Source organism: Haloplanus litoreus, from assembly GCF_045690335.1.
Classification (GTDB): Archaea; Halobacteriota; Halobacteria; order Halobacteriales; family Haloferacaceae; genus Haloplanus; species Haloplanus litoreus.
The window spans coordinates 3,084,157-3,099,877 of sequence record NZ_CP147874.1; the positions used below are offsets into that span (position 1 = coordinate 3,084,157).

Below are 15,721 nucleotides of genomic sequence, written 5' to 3' on the forward strand. Positions count from 1 at the left end.
CCCTAGCGTGACGGGAGAGTTACCAGTTTCGCGGGGTGTGGCTCAGTGGGTCGCAGTTCCGGTGGCGGTACCCGTCCCCGACGGCGTCCCCCCACCCTCGATGGTCACCTCGAACGACCGGGAGAGTCCCGGGCCGATCACCGCGAACTGGACGCGCTCGGGGGGAACCCCGCTGTCGACGTAGTAGTCGACGGTCGCCTCGTGAGTCGTCGATTCGCCGGCCGCGAGCGAGACGTCGAACGACGCCGCGGAGTAGAGCGGCCCCTGGTAGTTGATCGCCCCGCGAAAGACGCCGGGGCCGTCGCCCTCGTTGGTCAGGTCGACGGTGATCGGGACGGGGTCGTCCGCGGGGACCGCCTCGGGAACGTCGACGCTGGCCGCGAACGACGGCGGCGGCGACCCGAGGGGCTCGGCCGCCGACGGGGGGACGGTCCATCGCCCCTCGTCGGAGAGGACGGCGAGGTCCGTCGTTGCGACGGGGGCCGGAAGGCGAAAGGCCAGATAGCCGCGCCGCTCCGTGTCGTCGTACCGGCGCCCACGCACGGGCGCATCGACGCGCGCCGGACCGAGCGCTTCGAGACCGGAGCTGTACCGGACGTCGGCGACGACGATCCCGAACGAACCGGGCGATGGGGGGCGGCTCCCGCCCTCGGCGACCACGGAGACGAAGACGAACTGGTCGCCGTCGGCCGTGACGACGTCGAAGGCGTCGGGAGCGGACAGATACCGGACGGAGTGGGCCGCGACGAGGTCGGAGACCGTGACGCGCACGCCGTCCACCTCGATGGTCTCGCCGAGCGGCGCCGTTACCGCCCCGGTGGAACCGGGGGTGGGCGTCGCCGTCGTCGTCGCCGTCGCCGTCGGCGATCCGTTCGATTCATCGGGAGCGCCGAGACAGCCGGCCATCCCTGCCGCCGCGGTGCCGAGACTCGCGAGGAACGCACGTCTGTCGGAGGGCATGCCGCCGGCTACCGGCGTCGGGGGTAAGGACTTTGTGTCGGGGACGGAAAAAACGCGAGTCGGTCGGGGGGCGGAGCGTGCCTCGGGAAGTGTCGGTGTGCGCCTACGTCACATCGCGCCGCCCATACCACCCATGCCGCCCATGCCGCCGGCGCCGCCGGCACCCTCGTCCTCGTCGCCGGAGGTCGAGAGATCGCCCGCAGCGATGATGTCGTCGATTTTCAGGACGAGGTTGGCGGCCTCGCTGGCCGAGGAGAGTGCCTGCTCCTTCGAGTGGGCGGGTTCGACGACGCCCGCATCGAGGGTGTCGACCACGTCGCCGGTGAAGACGTTGAGGCCGGCGCGCGTATCGCCCGCCTCGTGGGCGGCACGCAGGTCGACGAGGGTGTCGATGCTGTCGAGCCCGGCGTTGCTGGCGAGGACGCGCGGGACGACCTCGACCGCGTCCGCGAAGGCCTCGACGGCCAGCTGTTCCCGGCCGCTGACGCTGTCGGCGTAATCGCGAAGGCGGCTCGCGAGTTCAACTTCGATGGCGCCGCCGCCGGCGAGGACGCGCCCGTCGGCCGCGGTGGTCGAGACGACGTCGAGGGCGTCCTGGATGCCGCGCTCCAGTTCGTCGACGACGTGTTCGGTCGAGCCGCGCAGGAGGATGGTCACGCCGTGGGCGTTGTCGCCCTCGACGTAGAACAGGCCGGCCTCGGCGTCGCGGGTGATCGAACCGGAGCCGAGGTGGGCGTCGGTCGCGGCGTCGAGGTCGGAGACGATTTCGGCGCCGAGGATCTCCTGGAGGAATCCCATGTCGGACTTCTTCGTCCGGCGGACGGCCAAGATGCCCTCCTTGGCCAGCAGATACTGCGCGAGGTCGTCGATGCCCTTCTGACAGAACACCACGTCGGCGCCCGTGGCGACGATCTGATCGACCTTCTGGCGGAGCTGTTTCTCCTCACTGTCGAGGAACTGCTGGAGCTGGTCGGGACTGTCGATGTTGACCTGCGTGTCCGCGTCGGTCTCCTCGACCTCGATGGGATCGTTCAGCAAGAGGACGTCGGCCTCGTCGAACTCGACGGGCATGTCGTCGTTGACGGGGTCCTTGTCGATGACCGCGCCGTTGAGGAGTTCGGACTCCGACGCGGAGCTTCCGGTCTGGGTCTCGACTTCGACGAACTCCAGGTCGACGACGTGGGAGCCGTCCTCGGCCTCGACGGTGACGGCCTGCACGGCGTCGACGACGAGCTGTGCGAGCAGGTCCTTGTCGAGTTCCGAGCTCTTGCCCGTCATCGACGTTTCGGCGACCTTGCGGAGGAGGTCCTCGTCGGTGGGGTCGACGCGCTCCGCGATGTCGTCGACTTCCTCGCGGGCCTGCTCGGCGGCCATGTTGAAGCCCTTGATGATGGCCGTCGGGTGGATGTCCTGATCGAGGAGTTCCTCGGCGTTTTTCAGGAGTTCACCCGCGATGGCCACGGCCGTCGTCGTCCCGTCGCCGGCTTCGTCCTCCTGTGTCTCGGCGACTTCGACAATCATCTCGGCCGTCGGGTTGTCGATGTCCATCTCCTGGAGGATGGTCACGCCGTCGTTGGTGATGGTGACGCTGCCCATCGAGTCGACGAGCATCTTGTCCATCCCCTTCGGACCGAGCGTCGAGCGTACCGACTCCGCGACTGCGCGGGCCGCCGAGATGTTGTACTCCTGTGCGTCTTTGTCCTTGACGCGCTGGGCGTCCTCGCCCATAATTACCATCGGCTGACCCTGCTGCATTCGCTGACTCATGGTTCATCGTCTGATTGTTTGTCCTTCTATATAAAAGTAGGTGTTGCGAGCGGAGATTGGGCACAGAGATGTGAGCACGACCCCGCACGAAATCCGGTGACAGAGGCGCCCCACCTCGAATCTTGACAACTGTTATCACGAACCGAGACGGAACGCTCGACCGGGGGCTGAGCAAGGTTTAAGTACACGCCAGGGTGCGGACCGCCGCACGCGGGCGCTACGCGTCCTCGGGTTCCTTCCAGTGGACGGTGACGGTGCCGACGGCGAAGGCGTCGTCGGAGTCGACGTCGCGGGCGATTCGGAGAGCGTTGGTGCCCTCGGTGAGCGAGACGGCATCGGCGAACGTATCGACCCAGTACTGCCAGCCGTCGTTGGGCGGGATGTCGAATCCACTCATTGGGTCGCCGTTGATCAGGATCTCGTGGCCGTACGCGCCCACGTCGAAGGCCTGGATCCCAACGTAGCCGTCGAAGGCGTCGTCGGTCGGCACCTCGAACTCGTGAGCCGCGGTTTCGTCGCCGACGTTCTCGGCCCAGTCGAGGTCGAGTTCCCGCCGCTCCGGCGCGAGTTGCGCGCCGACGTACATCGTCGCGTAGTTCGCACGAGGTGGCACGGACGACCGATTGGGTCGGTGTACGTAAAAGGACGCCGGCCCGTGGCTCCCTGTACTACCGTTCGTCGAGCGGCGTCCCTTCCTCGCCCTCGCCGAACTCCGGCAACTCCGCCTCTTCGTCGAGCGATTCGAGTTCCACCTCGTACAGCCGCTGGCGCAGCTGTGCGCGCTTGTTCCGGCCGTTTCGCTCGCGACCACTTTTCGTGTCAGGCATTGTCATGCAAGGGGACGCACCCCCACAACATGAACCTTTCTCCGATTCCGAGTCCGTGTGAGAGTGTTCGAATACGAAGCGAATACGGTGTGCGAGTGACGATCCACCACTATTGGAAAGAAAATCTCGGCGTGTGTGTTAAGTAGATCGAGTGTGGAGTGTTACCATGTCTCTGAAAGAGGGCGGAACCGAAGTCGGTCCGGAGGAGCCAGCCGGCGTCCGCAGATACGTCGCCGAGGCGGTCTGTACCGACTGTGACTACGCCGAGTACCGGACGACGACGGGCGTGACGGGGTCGTTCACGCGGTGTCCGGCCTGCGGCGGCGACTTGGTGATGCCGCGGGACGCGATGTCGTGACTGCACGGGAGTGATCGGAAGAGTATACGCCGGGACAGGGAGTTCAACCAGATGTTTAACATCCCACGTATAGGCAGATGAACCATGCAGAATCCCGGCGACCGTGTGGACGCCCTGCGGGGTCGGCTCGACACCGGCGAGCGTGGCGGGTGTGACCGCGACCGCGAACTCCTCATCGAGTTCTCCGATGAGATGTACTTCCTCCGGGAGGAGTACGGCGACAACCGCCACGAGAAGCTCCTCCGACACCTGACCATCGTCAGCGAAAACGCCGGTCCCCTGGAGCCACTCCTTGAGGACACCGACGCCGTCAAGGACACCGTCCGCTGGATCCACCAGACCTACGACAACCCCGAGACCAACCGCGACTACCGCGTCGCCGTCCGGGTCTTCGGAAAGCGCGTCACTGAGGGCAACGAGGTCCCCGAGAGTCTCCAGATCGTCTCGGCGAAGACCCCCCGCAACTACGACCCCTCGCCCAAATCGACCGACCTCCTCCGCTGGGAAGAGGACATCAAGCCGATGATCGACGAGGCGCGCAACGCTCGCGACAAGGCGGCGATCGCCCTCCAGATGGACGCCGGCCTCCGGGGCGAGTCCGAACTCTACAGCCTCACTCGCGGCCAGATCATCGACGGTCCGGAGGCGCTGAAGGTCGTCGTCGACGGCAAGACTGGCGAGCGCGAGGTCGCACTGGTCCCCTCGACGCCCTACGTTTCGCGGTGGCTCGACGAACATCCCGAGGACAGCGGTGACGCCCCGATGTGGTGCAAGCTCGGCGCCACCGAGCATCTCTCCTACCCGATGTTCCTCAAGATGTTCAAGGAACCTGCCCGCCGGGCGGACATCGAAAAGCGAGTCACGCCGACGATCCTCCGGAAGTCCAACGCCACCTGGCTCGCCCGGATGGGCGCGAACGCGGCGTTGATCGAGGACCGCCAGGGTCGCCAGCGCGGGAGTGATGCCGTCGCCCGCTATGTCGCGACCTTCGGTGGCGAGGACGCGACTACCCAGTATCGCGCCCTCCACGGCGAGGAGGTCGAACGCGAGACGGCCGAGGATCACGCCCCGATCGAGTGCGACCGCTGCGGGAAGGAGAGCCCGCCCGATTCGGGCCTCTGTATGTGGTGCGGGCAGGCACTCGATCCGATCGCCGCGGACGCGATCTCGAAGGCCCAGAACGCCGCCTACCAGGGCCGTGTCTCCTCGGATGACGAGACCAAACAGGTCGCCATCGACACGCTCTTCGAGACGATGATGGAACACCCCACGCTCCGGGCGAAAGCCGTCCAGCGATTCCGCGACGCCGCGGACGGCGACTGACTCAGGCATCGTCCTCCCCGGTCGCCTCGTCGACGACCATCTGAGCTAACGGCGCGGCGGGGTTGTCCGATACCGCCAACTCTTCGTAGGCGTCGCCGTGGCGTTCGTACAGCTCTTCGAAGATCGTCGGGTCGTCAGGATTGTCAGTCTCGATACTCATGCTATCACGTCCAGAATCAGTAGTCCACTCCCGGCCGCGAGCACCACTGCCCACAGCGCGAGCAGGTAATAGTCGCGGGTCACGTCTCTCCCTCCCGGTAATACTGCTGCCAGGAGTCGTCTCCCTCGGGCTGGGCGACCCCGTCGCCGAGCAGTTGGAGCTTCGCGGCTGTGCTGATCTCGCCAACGTGCTCGACGCTGTGAGCGCTGGTGATGTGCTTCTCGGCCTCCCGGACATAGTCATCGCCGTGGGGCCGATACAAATCAACCTCTCCCGCACTCGTTACGGCGGCGCGGTATCCCGTCCCGCTGAGGCCGGCGCCCTGGGTGACGATCACCTCGGCGTCGACCCAGTCCTCGCCGAATGGAACGTCCCACACGATTCGGTGACGAACGTCCATCAGCGTGAACGGCTGTTGGTAGTCGGCCATCGCCAGTTTCGCCCCCGGCTCGACACCCTCGAACACCGCGTCAGGCGTGTCCAGCTTCCCAACCGTCGGGGTTGGCGAGTCGGTGCCCTGTGGTTCCTCGGCGTCCGCCGAGTCGGTCACCCCAGGCGCCCGGGAGGGTCGTTCAACCGGCTCGTCGAACTCGGCGTCGCACTCGTAGCAGATCCAAGCTGGATCGGCGTCAGCGCGTTCGTAGACGACCGCCGAATCGCACTCCGGACAGGCCTGGACGGTGTCACTCACGCCACCACCTCCACGGACGCAACAGCGCCACGATCCTCCCACCCCGCGACGCCGTCGATCATCCGAACCGCAGCGGTCGTCGGGTGCCCTGGCCGGTCGACGAGGCGCCAGCGCCAGTCTGGAACGCCTTGCTCGAGCAGGACCCGACACTCCCCACCGACGCAGGTCACCCGTTCGACGGTCCCGAGCAGGATGCCCTCGCGATCGGCGAGTTCGAATTCGAGGGTATCGCCGGCGGTGTACTCCCGCAGCGGTGTCGGAGCGTCAGTCGTCGCCATCCTCGACCTCCTCTTGGATCCGCTCCTCGAGTTCGGTCTGCCGATGGCTCAGCTCGTAGCGCTCGGCGGCCCAGTCGGCGGCGACGAGTGGCGTATCGCCCTGTTCGACCAACGTGATGCCCTCCTCGAGGGCGGCGTCGAAGCGCTCGGTCTCGGTCGGCTCGGTGTCGGCCATCTACCGCACCTCCTGGACATCGACGACGGCCTCCTGGTCGGCGCTGACGTGGGCTGGATACCGTTCACGTCCGGCATCGTCCTCGTCGGTGGCGTCGAGGTCGACGAGGATGGTCCGATGCCCCGACTCGATCCACTGCAGGCCCGTCTGCTGGTCGGCCTCCGACGCCCCGCGGGTGAACTCGCGGACGAGGACATACGGTGCCAGCGCGGTCACTGTCGCGAACGCGGCCGCCGTCGCGACGCCGCGAACCAGGTGTCTACGCATCCTCACCACCGCCATTCAGAAAGCACTCCGCGCAGGGTGCGGTCCCGGGGTTGGCGCACTCGACGCTCCCGTTCGGACAGGTCGCCGACCGTTGGTCACCCATTCCGCGGTGAGTCAGTGCCGCGTCGGCCGGGTGGACGCGGCCGCCGTCAGTGACGAGGTCGCTGTCGGGCTGTGACCGCTTGGGATCGACCGCTGCCGAGCGCCGCGGGCACCGTTCGTAGTCGGCGTGGGTGGTTCCGCGTCGGTGGCCGTACTCCCGGCCACTCGGGCCGCGCGTGACCTGACAGCCACAGTCCGGGCACTCGAACGTCCCCGGCTGGTCACCGTCGACGGCGACGCCGCCGTCCGGCAGCGGGACCGGGTCCTCTCCCTCGTCGTCATCGTCGTCTTGGTCAGCGCGGTACCGCGCTTCGTCCGCGTACCGCTCGTCGCGCTCACAGTCCCGACAGAGACGGCCCTTGCACCGACGGCCGCACTTGCGACAGCCCGCCATCAGTCGTCGCCCTCCTTGGTGACGGGTTCGGTGTTCGCGAGCCGGTGATCGACCTCCATCACGTCTAGGCCGGCCTGGTCGGCGAGCCACTCGATGCGTCCCCGCAGCAGATCGCGCCCAGCATCGGTGAGCGCGTAGCTGTTGGTCCGCTTGTCAACACTTCCGCGCTCGACGAGGCCCTTCTCGAAGAGGTCGTCGAGGTTCGGGTACAGACGCCCGTGGTACACCTCCTGGCCGTAGTAGCCCTCGAGGGCGCGCTTGATGGCGAGCCCGTAGTCGGCTTCGAGGCCGGTCTGGGTCTCGGCGTCCGTTCCCCACCGGCGAGGATTGCGAGGATGTCGGTCTGGAACTGGGTGAGGTCAGTCGGGTGGACGTCGTCGTCGCCGCCGGTGAGGAGACCGCCGTCGGTGCGGAGGTCGTCGCTGCTCGGCCGCCGATCCGCCCCCGCTGCGGCAAAGGCACCGTCGATATCGTTTTCCGCGTCGCCGTTCGATGCCTCAGTGCGGGCCTTCTGGCCTGCACAACCCTTTCGTTCTGCGGCGGCATCGGCGTGTGGTGAGACGACGTCGTGAGAAGCATCTGCGTCAGTACTGGGTGTGTTCGCGGGCGATTCGTCTCGGTTCGTGGGGCGCGTTTTGTGCCCCGCTGTTCTCGTTGGGCATGCTCGGAAACCTCGTAGGGAGGTTGACCCGAGCCCGGCGTGTCTCCAGCACGCCGGCCTTCGTAGAGCCGGAAGGCCCGGGTCACTTACTCCGTTGAGTCGGACAGGTAAAATAACTTGCTGTGTGTCACACAGCAAGTGGAATGGGTATGGGCCTAAATACAAATGGTCGCACTTCGTATCGTCTACCATCGGTACCACTATGAGTTACACAGCGCCTACAGACGATGTGGTCAGACAGCGAGCCGACTGGATGCGCCCCGTCGACGAGCGCATCATGGAGACGATGCGCGACGAGGGGAATCTTACGCCCCAAGCTCTCGACGAGACGTTCGGCGTCACTGCCGCCAACCACGCGAGTAACCGTTTGTCGGAACTCGCGAAGTACGGCCTCGTCGAGCGTATCGGCACCGGACTCTACCGCCTCACCGACCGGGGCGAGGCTTTCCTCAACGAGGAGCTCGACGCGAGCGAGCTGACGCCCGATGCCGGCCAGGACTGACATCTTTTACGCCCTCGCGAGTCGCAGAAGGATATCGTCGACCCAGTCGGGCACCTCTTTATCTGCCAGTTCGCCATCGCTATTCCACGAGGTGACGACCTCGCTGAGTTCACCCGTGCTGGTAACATCGAGTCGCCAGCGCGCACCGTCGATGGCATCGATCTCGACGCGGGCGCCCCCACCCGAGAGTGGTTTGACGACATCAACTTCGACCTCGGTCCCGTCGTAGGCCTCGATCGTGTCTGGTGCCATACGCGAGGACCGACGGCCGGATACACCTAAAAATGGAAGTGAATTTCCGACCCCCTATGCTTTAGTGGGGATCGCGAGCGTCGGCTCGACCCCCTCGTCGACGACAACGTAGGTCGGGTCGTGCGTGGGTCCCTCGCGAGCGACGAGATCGTAGGCCATGAGCTTCTGCAGTTTGTTCCGCTGTGACCGCTTGCCGACCGGCGTCAGGCGATGGTCGGCGTAGGCCGCCTCGGCGACGGCGTCGTAGCGGTCGTGCAACGCTTGCCCCTCCAACGTGCCGGCCTCGAAGAGGACCGCGTACAGGACGTGATGATGGAAAGGCAGCGACCGAAGATTCGACTGCCGAATCAGATGCCGGGCCCGCTCGAAGGAATCGTCGACGTCAACCGCCTCGATCGTCCCGTGCCCGCGTTCCTCAGCGAGTTTCGCGCCGGCCCGCAGCGCCTGAATCCCCTCACGGGCGACGCCGGCGACGTCGTCGGCGATCCGTTCGAGTTGTCCCCGCGTCACGGCTGTCGGCGGCAGTCCCGCCCGCGCCCGGGCGCCGAGAATATCCGCCAGTTCGGCGACCCCGTAGCGATCCAGCGTGAGGGTAGTCGCGTCCATGTAGCGGTCGTTGACGTGTTCGAGACGGGCGAGCCAGTGGTGGAGGTCGTGGGTGATGACGACCGTCGAGAGCTGGGGGACGCCGGCCAGCAACTCCAGTGCCGGCGACCCCGGGAGGTCGTCGGCCTCGTCGAGGATCACGACGGTCGGGCGGTCGATCGTCTCGATGAGGTTGGTCTGGAGGGCATCTGTCGGGGCGTTACCCGGTGGGTCCATATCGACCCCCCGACAGACTGTGCGGAGGACCGATGCTGGCGTTGCCCCGAGACAGCGGACGTGGGTGTGGTCGATGGCCGCTTGCGTGGCCAGTCGCTGGAGGGTATGCCGGGCGAGGGCGGTCTTGCCGACGCCGGAGGGGCCGGCGATAATGACCTCGTCGCCGGCCTCGCCCAGTCGGGTGTGGTCCCACGCCCGCAGCAGGGTCTCGACGGCACTCTCGCGATGCATCAACTCCCGTGGGAGGTGATCGTCTTCGAAGACGCGGGGATCGGTAATCATCGCGGACTGACCTGACGACGAGCGGATACATAAAATGGGGTATGGTTTCCGGGGGTGGCATACGTTTATGTCAGATCAGTTTAACCACTATCACATGGATCGACGTTCGTTCCTCGCAACGCTGGGGGCGGTGGGTGCAGGCTGCGCTGGTAGCAACGGCCAGCCAGCCGCCTCGGAGGCGGATACTAACACCCCAACTCGGACGACAGTAGCCCCGACATCGACGCCGGAGTTCCGCGGCGCTGCTGACCCCTGGCGCAACACGGAGGAATCGTCGACGGCGACCCAGCAGACTATTGGTGGTACAGTCGTCCTCCCACCGAACACGTATGCTGTCCGATTCCCCGAACCGAAGCTACCGGCACGAATGGAGTTGAGCGTACAGGTTCAATCCGATGCATCGGTTGACGTGTTCGTGATGGAACGTGCCGAATTCGAACGCTACCGGGAACAGCGCGAGTTTCTGTTGTACACGGAGCCATCAACGTACGATACTTCATTGACGACGATTAACGCAGAACTGCAGGCCGACGAGCACGCGATCGTCTTCGACCACACGACGACAGGGACGGCACCGACGGATCAAACAGTTCGGATCTCCTACGAGTTGACACTCTCGTATACTGAGGAGACGGCAACCCCGACGCCGGAACCGACGACGCCACGGCCGGACACCCTCCCGTTTGGTCAATTTCGGACGGTCGAGGGTGTCGGGATCGCACCGCTGGAACTCGGAGAGATGAATTCGTCCGGTCTCCCGGATCGCAAAAAGCGCGTGTCGTTATCTGTCGTTGCCTCAAATTCAACCGAATCACCGGTCACGCCACCGCCAATCGAGGAGTTTGTTCTGTGGCGAGATGACGAGCGGTGGGAATCCGAAGGAAAATCATCGTGGCCAGAACGCGTCTATTCAGGTGAGCGAATCACCCAGGAGGTGTGGTTCGTTGTGAGCAAAGTGATCCCACCGTCGACGTTGAACGCGGGGTATCGATACGACGGTGAGTTACTGAAGTGGGAACAGTGAGGTAGTCAGTGCGTCCGTTCGTACCACTCGGAGGTGACGCCCGACTGCCGGCAGTTCTCGGGGTGCGGGATGTACTCCGGGGCGCTTGCGGCCTCACCGCAATGCGGGCAGATCACTTTCCCAGTCGGCTCGCCCGGTTTGAACCCATCCACGGTTCGCGGTGTCTCAGAAACGTCGAGGACGAACTCGGTATCCGGGTCCGCGAACGACCGGAAGTCGCTCCCGGGCATCATACGCCCTCCTCGATGGCGTCGAGTAGTTGCAGCGCCTCCCGGAGGTGTCGGCGCGTCTCGGCAGGGTCCGCGGTCGTAGCCTCGACGGCGTCCTCCAGGTGCTCACGGAGTCGGTCAGCCGTGGTCTCGCCACCGTCCGGCCGCGTCAGGACCGCGGTGCCGTCGAGGGTGCCCTCGACTTCGACGTCGGCGAGGACGTCGTGGCCGCGCGGCAGCCACTTGCACCCGTTCCAGTAGTCCTCGTAGTAGTCGTGCAGGCCGTCCGTTCGGGATTCGAGACGGAGGCGCTCGGGCGTCCCGCGCCCGCTGTTCGGGCGGAAGCGGATCGTGAGGCCGCCCGGTCGATCACTCGACATCGCCGGTCACCGTGTGGGACACGTCCGCGAGTTCGCGTGCCTCACCGCCGAGGGTGTCCAGCCGCTCAGAGTGGTTGATCACGAGCGTCGACAGAGCGTCGTCGAACCCCTCCGGCTCCGTGTTCCAGTCCTCGTCGAGTTGCATCGCCAGATCGAACAACTGTTCGAGGACGTCGACGACAGCCCGCTCGGCGACTGGCCGCCCATCGTCGGCCGCCTCGGTCTCGATGCGAAGTAGCCGCGACTCGGGCATGGCGTAGGTCTTACTCGGCTCGGATTTGGCGTTGCTACAGTAGACCACTTCGAAGACGGCGTCGTCGGGCTGGGCCTCCAGCCGACTGTTGCCGTAGTTACCACAGAGGTCGTAGTCGTTCGCGTCGGACCACTCCGCGGCGGTCTGGCCGGTGTCCTCAAGCACGTGGACGGGGCGCCCCTGCGTGAGATCCAGCGCCACGTCGCCGACCTGTAGCTCAGGCATTGGCGGGCACCTCCTCGGCGACGGCGCCAGTCTCCTCGCCGATCAGGTCGTCCAGCACGCCCACCCTCGTGTAGTCCGAGATGTCGTACTGCCCGAGCAGATCGAGTATCGCGAGGTACGGACGGAGTGCGTCCTCGGGCGTGTACTCGGCGAGGCCATCGAGGATGTGGCAGGCGTTCGTCGCGATCTTCGCATTCGAGCCGCGCCGGCGATCTTTCGCGAGGTAAATAGCGACGTTGAGCCAGTCGTCGACGCGACCGTCGAGCCGCAGCGTCCACACCTCGGTGTCCTCGACATAGTACTGCGCGTCGTCGCCGCTCAGACGCTCGGCGATCAACTCCGTGACGTCACTGCGCTTGAGGTGGGCACCCTGCTTGTAGACGCCACCGTGACTCTTGATCCACCTGGCGTCAACGTCGAGGGTCGCGTCCAGGTCGGCCTCTTCGGTGATGGTGACGTCGAGGTCACCCTCGCTACGTTCACGTTCGATGACCGCCGTGCCGCTCGCTCGCAGGGTAAGGGTGTCAGTACGCTCGTCGGTGTCGGTAGTCTCGGGCATAGTTAGTGGTCCTCCTCGGTGGTCGATCGCTCGGGACAACTCGGCCGGCAGCGTTCGTAGCCACAGCCGGGGCACAGCACGCCGTCCTCGACGAGCCGGACGAACCGGAGGTGGTAGCACGCGCCGCCGGCCGGGCCCATCCGGTACTCGAAGTCCTCGCAGTCACACGCCCCCTCGCGGCGGTCGACGACGTGGGTGTCGCCACCGCGGCGCTCGACCTCGAACATCCCCGGGGCGATCTGCTCGGCCCGCAGGGACCGAAACCGGGCGCGTCGGGTGCGCGGGCTCGTCATGTCGTGGGTCGTGCTCATGCGTCCAGTCTCCGGGCCACGTCCTCGACGATGCTTTCGAGCCCGCCGGCCTCCTCGACCGGGTGGCGCTCGGCCCATCCGGCCAGCTTCTCGTCGACGAACAGCACCCACGCGACGACCGACCGGCCGTCCAGGTCCCGCTCATGGACGACGTCGCTGTCGCGGGCCACCCAGATGTGCTGGGTCATGGGGTCGTGGTAGTGCTCGCGCCCAGCGGTGTCGATGCCGAGGCGGTACGCGCTCGATGGCAGGTCGGAGCCGACAGATTTGTGCCGGCGCGAATCGGATTCAGTCATGCTTCCTCAGGGAAGCGGTCGTCCGGTGCTCCAACACCGGGCGGCGTTCTCACGCCGACTCCCGCTCCGTACCTACAGGTACGTCACCCGATCACTTAGTCTTAACGGACCGTAAAGGTGGTTAGTCCTACTAACCGTAATTACAAGTGGTCGCATGGATAACTAAGGGTGTGGTGATCGGATGACTACCCAACCGATGCCGGTCAAGATCGACGACACGATGGACGACGTCCTCAACACGTTCGTCCGCACTGACGGGTACGCGACGACAGGCTACCTCGTCGACGAGACCGATACGTCACGGCCGACGGTGTCGAAACGTCTCGACCGCCTCTACGCGGCCGAATGTATCGAGTATGTCCACGAGCCGACCGCATTCTGGCGACTTGTGGAGGACCCGCGGGAGGATACATGAGCGCGGAGCCCGAATCCCCGAAAGAGATGTCCCCAGATCGGACTATCACTGTCGGCGAAACCGTCGCCGGCGAACCCTACACCCTCCCGGTCGAAGAACTCCTCACCGGCCGGGCGTTCATCACCGGCAAGTCCGGCTCAGGGAAATCCAACACCGGCAGCGTCGTCTCCGAGGAGTTGCTCGCCCAGAACCTCCCACTGCTGGTCGTCGACGTCGACGGTGAGTACTGGGGCCTAAAAGAGGAGTACGAACTCCTCCATGTCGGTGCGACCGAGGAGTGTGATCTCCAGGTCGGACCGGAACACGCCGGTAAGCTCGCCGACCTCGCCCTGGATCAACTCGTCCCGATCATCCTCGACGTCTCGGGCTACGTCGACGGCGACGAGGCCGACGCGCTGGTCCGGGAGACCGCCCGGGAGTTGTTTGCCCGCGAGCAATCCGCCCTGCAGCCGTTCCTCATGCTCGTCGAGGAGATTCACGAGTACATCCCCGAAGGCGGTGGTCTCAACGAGACGGGCGAGGTGCTGATCCGAGTCGCCAAGCGCGGGCGGAAACGCGGGCTCGGCATCATGGGTCTCTCCCAGCGCCCCGCCGACGTAAAAAAGGATTTCATCACCCAGGCGGACCTGTTGGTCTGGCATCGGCTCACCTGGGACAACGACACAGATGTGGTCAAGCGCGTGATCGACCGCGAGCACGCCGACGGGATCGAGGGGCTTGCGGACGGTGAAGCGTTCGTCCAGGCCGACTGGAGCGACGCCGACGTCGAGCGGGTGCAATTCCGTCGCAAGCACACCTTCGACGCTGGCGCGACGCCCGGCCTTGACGATGTCGATCGCCCGGACCTCAAGGCGATCGACGCCGACCTCGTCGACGAACTCGAAGATATCTCCGAGCAGCACGAGCGCCGGCAGGACCGCATCGCCGAACTCGAAGCACGCCTCGACAAGAAAGACGGGCGGATCACTGAGTTAGAGGACGAACTCGAGGACGCCCGCGACCTCCAGCGCCTCGGCGAAGCGTTCGTCGACGCCGCCCAGGGCAGCGATGGCGGCGGTGTCGAGACCGAACAGCATGAACTCCTCGAAGAGAAGAACGCAACCATCGCCGAACTCCGGGAGCGCGTCACCGACTTGGAGGCCGAGACTGACGCCCTTCGCGAAGAGCGCGACGACTTGGAGGCCGAGGTCGAACGCCTGCAGGGCATCGAGGCTCGCGTCGAGCGTGCCGAGGAGATCGAGACGATGCTGGAGGAGGTCCGCGACGTGGTCGGCGTCGAGATCAAGGCAAGTGCGACGCCGGCACCGAGCGACGGGCTGGTCGAGGAGTACGACGAGGCCCGCGAGGAAGCCCAGGACCTCCGCGGCCGCCTCCAGGACGCCCACGAACGCATCGACGCCCTCGAAGCCGAGAACGAACGGCTGCGCGAGCAGGGCGGCGACGGCGTCACGGTCCCGACCGACTATCAAGACTTCGTCGACGAGCCGGTCGTCCAGAAAGCCATCGAGGAGGCAAAGGAGAAGACGAGCGCGTCGCCGCGGTACGTCCGGGGCGTCGTCGCGACGATCATCCAGGAGGGCAGCCCGGTTGACTACGAAACCGTCGCGGATCGCCTCGGCGTGAAAGGCACGTCGGACGTCTCGAAGGCCGCCTCGACACTGGAGGCCCTCGGCGTCCTCAAGCGCGTCCAGCAGTCGCCGGCGCTGATTGATTTCGACCTGGACGGCGTCGCCGAGATCAAAGAAGCCCAGCAGCGTCGCGAGCAAGCCGAAGCCGTGATGGACGAACTGTAGCTGCCACTCCCCACCCCGGTATCGATGTGTATCTTCCCGACCGCCAGCATCGCCAGCGGCGGCGCCGGATCCCAGTCACCAATGTCGTCCCAGTCGCCCCACCCAACTCCGCGCCGTTTCAGAATTGGCAACAGCCCCTGCCCCTTCATGTTCGTCCGCCTGCGACACAGAATTGCACCCGCGTGGACGCACTTCCCCGAGACGGTCCCCGCCGGGTGCGTTCCCCGACTGTACCCCCTCGCGGACATGCCTCCACATGTCTGCGTGCGATAGTGTGCCCGTTGCTATCCATTTGGGGATCCCCTCCCCAATTTCCCCTCCCTCTGCAGTTCTCCAGGTAGCGTCGCCACACCCCACCCCGCTATCGAAGTGTATCACTCAGCCACTCGAGGAGGCACGCCGACACGAACCGCTCGGGAGTGTCGCAGGAGGGAT

26 protein-coding genes are annotated in these 15,721 nt (G+C 65.8%); 7 read left to right on the top strand and 19 right to left on the bottom strand.

All coding sequences use genetic code 11. The features are described 5' to 3' along the window. Positions 1 to 42: 42 nt before the first annotated feature. The 4 genes from V8686_RS16335 to V8686_RS16350 form a co-directional block, all read right to left on the bottom strand. Entirely contained in the window at positions 43 to 960 is a 918-nt protein-coding gene (locus V8686_RS16335) for a hypothetical protein (RefSeq protein ID WP_379706358.1), read from the bottom strand. 108 nt (positions 961 to 1,068) lie between these two features. Beyond that, positions 1,069 to 2,697 (bottom strand): thermosome subunit beta, encoded by a 1,629-nt coding sequence (gene thsB / locus V8686_RS16340; RefSeq protein ID WP_379706652.1) that lies wholly within the window; start codon positions 2,695 to 2,697, stop codon positions 1,069 to 1,071. Positions 2,698 to 2,944: 247 nt separating this feature from the next. Then, positions 2,945 to 3,340, bottom strand: coding sequence for a DUF7383 domain-containing protein (locus V8686_RS16345; RefSeq protein WP_458329465.1), 396 nt, complete (start codon positions 3,338 to 3,340; stop codon positions 2,945 to 2,947). A gap of 55 nt (positions 3,341 to 3,395) precedes the next feature. Then, positions 3,396 to 3,554 carry a hypothetical protein gene (locus V8686_RS16350; RefSeq protein ID WP_379706361.1) on the bottom strand — a complete coding sequence of 53 codons (159 nt, stop codon included), beginning with the start codon at positions 3,552 to 3,554 and terminating at the stop codon, positions 3,396 to 3,398. 166 nt (positions 3,555 to 3,720) lie between these two features. Between V8686_RS16350 and V8686_RS16355 the strand changes: the two genes are divergently transcribed. Continuing rightward, positions 3,721 to 3,912, top strand: coding sequence for a hypothetical protein (locus V8686_RS16355; RefSeq protein ID WP_379706364.1), 192 nt, complete (start codon positions 3,721 to 3,723; stop codon positions 3,910 to 3,912). A gap of 84 nt (positions 3,913 to 3,996) precedes the next feature. Beyond that, positions 3,997 to 5,235, top strand: coding sequence for a tyrosine-type recombinase/integrase (locus tag V8686_RS16360; RefSeq protein WP_379701754.1), 1,239 nt, complete (start codon positions 3,997 to 3,999; stop codon positions 5,233 to 5,235). Position 5,236: 1 nt separating this feature from the next. Here V8686_RS16360 and V8686_RS16365 read toward each other — a convergent pair whose 3' ends face one another. The 7 genes from V8686_RS16365 to V8686_RS16395 all read right to left on the bottom strand — a co-directional run bounded on the left by V8686_RS16365 (position 5,237) and on the right by V8686_RS16395 (position 7,529). Beyond that, positions 5,237 to 5,395 (bottom strand): hypothetical protein, encoded by a 159-nt coding sequence (locus V8686_RS16365; RefSeq protein WP_379706367.1) that lies wholly within the window; start codon positions 5,393 to 5,395, stop codon positions 5,237 to 5,239. Positions 5,396 to 5,474: 79 nt separating this feature from the next. After that, the gene (locus tag V8686_RS16370; RefSeq protein WP_379706370.1) at positions 5,475 to 6,086 is read right to left on the bottom strand and encodes a hypothetical protein; all 612 of its coding nucleotides are present in this window, start codon (positions 6,084 to 6,086) and stop codon (positions 5,475 to 5,477) included. After that, positions 6,083 to 6,364, bottom strand: a complete 282-nt coding sequence (locus V8686_RS16375) for a hypothetical protein (protein ID WP_379701757.1) — start codon at positions 6,362 to 6,364, stop codon at positions 6,083 to 6,085. Before V8686_RS16375 ends, V8686_RS16370 begins: the two co-directional genes overlap by 4 nt. Further along, positions 6,351 to 6,539, bottom strand: a complete 189-nt coding sequence (locus tag V8686_RS16380; protein WP_379701759.1) for a hypothetical protein — start codon at positions 6,537 to 6,539, stop codon at positions 6,351 to 6,353. The genes V8686_RS16375 and V8686_RS16380 overlap by 14 nt, the downstream gene beginning before the upstream one ends. Continuing rightward, positions 6,540 to 6,806, bottom strand: coding sequence for a hypothetical protein (locus tag V8686_RS16385; protein WP_379701760.1), 267 nt, complete (start codon positions 6,804 to 6,806; stop codon positions 6,540 to 6,542). After that, entirely contained in the window at positions 6,799 to 7,302 is a 504-nt protein-coding gene (locus tag V8686_RS16390; RefSeq protein WP_379701762.1) for a hypothetical protein, read from the bottom strand. Before V8686_RS16390 ends, V8686_RS16385 begins: the two co-directional genes overlap by 8 nt. Then, the gene (locus V8686_RS16395) at positions 7,302 to 7,529 is read right to left on the bottom strand and encodes a helix-turn-helix transcriptional regulator (RefSeq protein WP_379706373.1); all 228 of its coding nucleotides are present in this window, start codon (positions 7,527 to 7,529) and stop codon (positions 7,302 to 7,304) included. The genes V8686_RS16390 and V8686_RS16395 overlap by 1 nt, the downstream gene beginning before the upstream one ends. 140 nt (positions 7,530 to 7,669) lie before the next feature. Between V8686_RS16395 and V8686_RS16400 the strand changes: the two genes are divergently transcribed. Both V8686_RS16400 and V8686_RS16405 read left to right on the top strand, forming a co-directional pair. Beyond that, positions 7,670 to 7,861 (top strand): hypothetical protein, encoded by a 192-nt coding sequence (locus V8686_RS16400; protein ID WP_379706376.1) that lies wholly within the window; start codon positions 7,670 to 7,672, stop codon positions 7,859 to 7,861. 355 nt (positions 7,862 to 8,216) lie between these two features. Beyond that, positions 8,217 to 8,465: an ArsR family transcriptional regulator gene (locus V8686_RS16405; RefSeq protein ID WP_379706410.1), complete on the top strand. Its 249-nt coding sequence runs from the start codon at positions 8,217 to 8,219 to the stop codon at positions 8,463 to 8,465. Between the two features lie 6 nt (positions 8,466 to 8,471). Here V8686_RS16405 and V8686_RS16410 read toward each other — a convergent pair whose 3' ends face one another. Next, positions 8,472 to 8,717 carry a hypothetical protein gene (locus tag V8686_RS16410; RefSeq protein WP_379701764.1) on the bottom strand — a complete coding sequence of 82 codons (246 nt, stop codon included), beginning with the start codon at positions 8,715 to 8,717 and terminating at the stop codon, positions 8,472 to 8,474. A 54-nt stretch (positions 8,718 to 8,771) separates the two neighbouring features. Beyond that, on the bottom strand, positions 8,772 to 9,821 hold the full coding sequence (locus V8686_RS16415) for a Cdc6/Cdc18 family protein (protein WP_379701765.1): 1,050 nt from the start codon (positions 9,819 to 9,821) through the stop codon (positions 8,772 to 8,774). 94 nt (positions 9,822 to 9,915) lie between these two features. Between V8686_RS16415 and V8686_RS16420 the strand changes: the two genes are divergently transcribed. Further along, entirely contained in the window at positions 9,916 to 10,845 is a 930-nt protein-coding gene (locus V8686_RS16420; RefSeq protein ID WP_379701767.1) for a twin-arginine translocation signal domain-containing protein, read from the top strand. A gap of 5 nt (positions 10,846 to 10,850) precedes the next feature. On the opposite strand, the gene V8686_RS16425 is transcribed toward V8686_RS16420, so the two are convergent. Genes V8686_RS16425 through V8686_RS16450 form a run of 6 tightly spaced genes read right to left on the bottom strand, consistent with a single transcriptional unit; the run spans position 10,851 to position 13,078 of the window. Beyond that, positions 10,851 to 11,078: a hypothetical protein gene (locus V8686_RS16425; protein WP_379701769.1), complete on the bottom strand. Its 228-nt coding sequence runs from the start codon at positions 11,076 to 11,078 to the stop codon at positions 10,851 to 10,853. Next, positions 11,075 to 11,434, bottom strand: a complete 360-nt coding sequence (locus V8686_RS16430) for a hypothetical protein (protein ID WP_379701770.1) — start codon at positions 11,432 to 11,434, stop codon at positions 11,075 to 11,077. Before V8686_RS16430 ends, V8686_RS16425 begins: the two co-directional genes overlap by 4 nt. Then, complete coding sequence (locus V8686_RS16435; protein ID WP_379701772.1) at positions 11,424 to 11,912, bottom strand: hypothetical protein; 489 nt, start codon at positions 11,910 to 11,912, stop codon at positions 11,424 to 11,426. The genes V8686_RS16430 and V8686_RS16435 overlap by 11 nt, the downstream gene beginning before the upstream one ends. After that, positions 11,905 to 12,471 carry a hypothetical protein gene (locus tag V8686_RS16440; protein WP_379701774.1) on the bottom strand — a complete coding sequence of 189 codons (567 nt, stop codon included), beginning with the start codon at positions 12,469 to 12,471 and terminating at the stop codon, positions 11,905 to 11,907. Before V8686_RS16440 ends, V8686_RS16435 begins: the two co-directional genes overlap by 8 nt. A gap of 2 nt (positions 12,472 to 12,473) precedes the next feature. Next, positions 12,474 to 12,782, bottom strand: a complete 309-nt coding sequence (locus tag V8686_RS16445) for a hypothetical protein (RefSeq protein ID WP_379706379.1) — start codon at positions 12,780 to 12,782, stop codon at positions 12,474 to 12,476. Further along, the gene (locus tag V8686_RS16450; RefSeq protein ID WP_379701778.1) at positions 12,779 to 13,078 is read right to left on the bottom strand and encodes a hypothetical protein; all 300 of its coding nucleotides are present in this window, start codon (positions 13,076 to 13,078) and stop codon (positions 12,779 to 12,781) included. The genes V8686_RS16445 and V8686_RS16450 overlap by 4 nt, the downstream gene beginning before the upstream one ends. Positions 13,079 to 13,259: 181 nt before the next feature. Here V8686_RS16450 and V8686_RS16455 point away from each other — a divergent pair, with 181 nt between their 5' ends. Together V8686_RS16455 and V8686_RS16460 are read left to right on the top strand one after the other, a co-directional pair. Beyond that, positions 13,260 to 13,493: a MarR family transcriptional regulator gene (locus V8686_RS16455; RefSeq protein ID WP_379701780.1), complete on the top strand. Its 234-nt coding sequence runs from the start codon at positions 13,260 to 13,262 to the stop codon at positions 13,491 to 13,493. Then, positions 13,490 to 15,286, top strand: a complete 1,797-nt coding sequence (locus V8686_RS16460) for a helicase HerA domain-containing protein (protein WP_379701781.1) — start codon at positions 13,490 to 13,492, stop codon at positions 15,284 to 15,286. The genes V8686_RS16455 and V8686_RS16460 overlap by 4 nt, the downstream gene beginning before the upstream one ends. Positions 15,287 to 15,721 lie beyond the last annotated feature (435 nt).

Bases quoted from the DNA above. Each gene is read 5' to 3' on its own strand.
- V8686_RS16425 (WP_379701769.1), bottom strand. From the start codon at position 11,078: ATGATGCCCGGGAGCGACTTCCGGTCGTTCGCGGACCCGGATACCGAG.
- V8686_RS16380 (WP_379701759.1), bottom strand. From the start codon at position 6,539: ATGGCCGACACCGAGCCGACCGAGACCGAGCGCTTCGACGCCGCCCTC.
- V8686_RS16385 (WP_379701760.1), bottom strand. From the start codon at position 6,806: ATGCGTAGACACCTGGTTCGCGGCGTCGCGACGGCGGCCGCGTTCGCG.
- V8686_RS16355 (WP_379706364.1), top strand. From the start codon at position 3,721: ATGTCTCTGAAAGAGGGCGGAACCGAAGTCGGTCCGGAGGAGCCAGCC.
- V8686_RS16410 (WP_379701764.1), bottom strand. From the start codon at position 8,717: ATGGCACCAGACACGATCGAGGCCTACGACGGGACCGAGGTCGAAGTT.
- thsB (WP_379706652.1), bottom strand. From the start codon at position 2,697: ATGGTAATTATGGGCGAGGACGCCCAGCGCGTCAAGGACAAAGACGCA.
- V8686_RS16375 (WP_379701757.1), bottom strand. From the start codon at position 6,364: ATGGCGACGACTGACGCTCCGACACCGCTGCGGGAGTACACCGCCGGC.
- V8686_RS16350 (WP_379706361.1), bottom strand. From the start codon at position 3,554: ATGCCTGACACGAAAAGTGGTCGCGAGCGAAACGGCCGGAACAAGCGC.
- V8686_RS16445 (WP_379706379.1), bottom strand. From the start codon at position 12,782: ATGAGCACGACCCACGACATGACGAGCCCGCGCACCCGACGCGCCCGG.
- V8686_RS16335 (WP_379706358.1), bottom strand. From the start codon at position 960: ATGCCCTCCGACAGACGTGCGTTCCTCGCGAGTCTCGGCACCGCGGCG.
- V8686_RS16430 (WP_379701770.1), bottom strand. From the start codon at position 11,434: ATGTCGAGTGATCGACCGGGCGGCCTCACGATCCGCTTCCGCCCGAAC.
- V8686_RS16415 (WP_379701765.1), bottom strand. From the start codon at position 9,821: ATGATTACCGATCCCCGCGTCTTCGAAGACGATCACCTCCCACGGGAG.
- V8686_RS16450 (WP_379701778.1), bottom strand. From the start codon at position 13,078: ATGACTGAATCCGATTCGCGCCGGCACAAATCTGTCGGCTCCGACCTG.
- V8686_RS16420 (WP_379701767.1), top strand. From the start codon at position 9,916: ATGGATCGACGTTCGTTCCTCGCAACGCTGGGGGCGGTGGGTGCAGGC.
- V8686_RS16360 (WP_379701754.1), top strand. From the start codon at position 3,997: ATGCAGAATCCCGGCGACCGTGTGGACGCCCTGCGGGGTCGGCTCGAC.
- V8686_RS16440 (WP_379701774.1), bottom strand. From the start codon at position 12,471: ATGCCCGAGACTACCGACACCGACGAGCGTACTGACACCCTTACCCTG.
- V8686_RS16460 (WP_379701781.1), top strand. From the start codon at position 13,490: ATGAGCGCGGAGCCCGAATCCCCGAAAGAGATGTCCCCAGATCGGACT.
- V8686_RS16390 (WP_379701762.1), bottom strand. From the start codon at position 7,302: ATGGCGGGCTGTCGCAAGTGCGGCCGTCGGTGCAAGGGCCGTCTCTGT.
- V8686_RS16455 (WP_379701780.1), top strand. From the start codon at position 13,260: ATGACTACCCAACCGATGCCGGTCAAGATCGACGACACGATGGACGAC.
- V8686_RS16405 (WP_379706410.1), top strand. From the start codon at position 8,217: ATGCGCCCCGTCGACGAGCGCATCATGGAGACGATGCGCGACGAGGGG.
- V8686_RS16435 (WP_379701772.1), bottom strand. From the start codon at position 11,912: ATGCCTGAGCTACAGGTCGGCGACGTGGCGCTGGATCTCACGCAGGGG.
- V8686_RS16365 (WP_379706367.1), bottom strand. From the start codon at position 5,395: ATGAGTATCGAGACTGACAATCCTGACGACCCGACGATCTTCGAAGAG.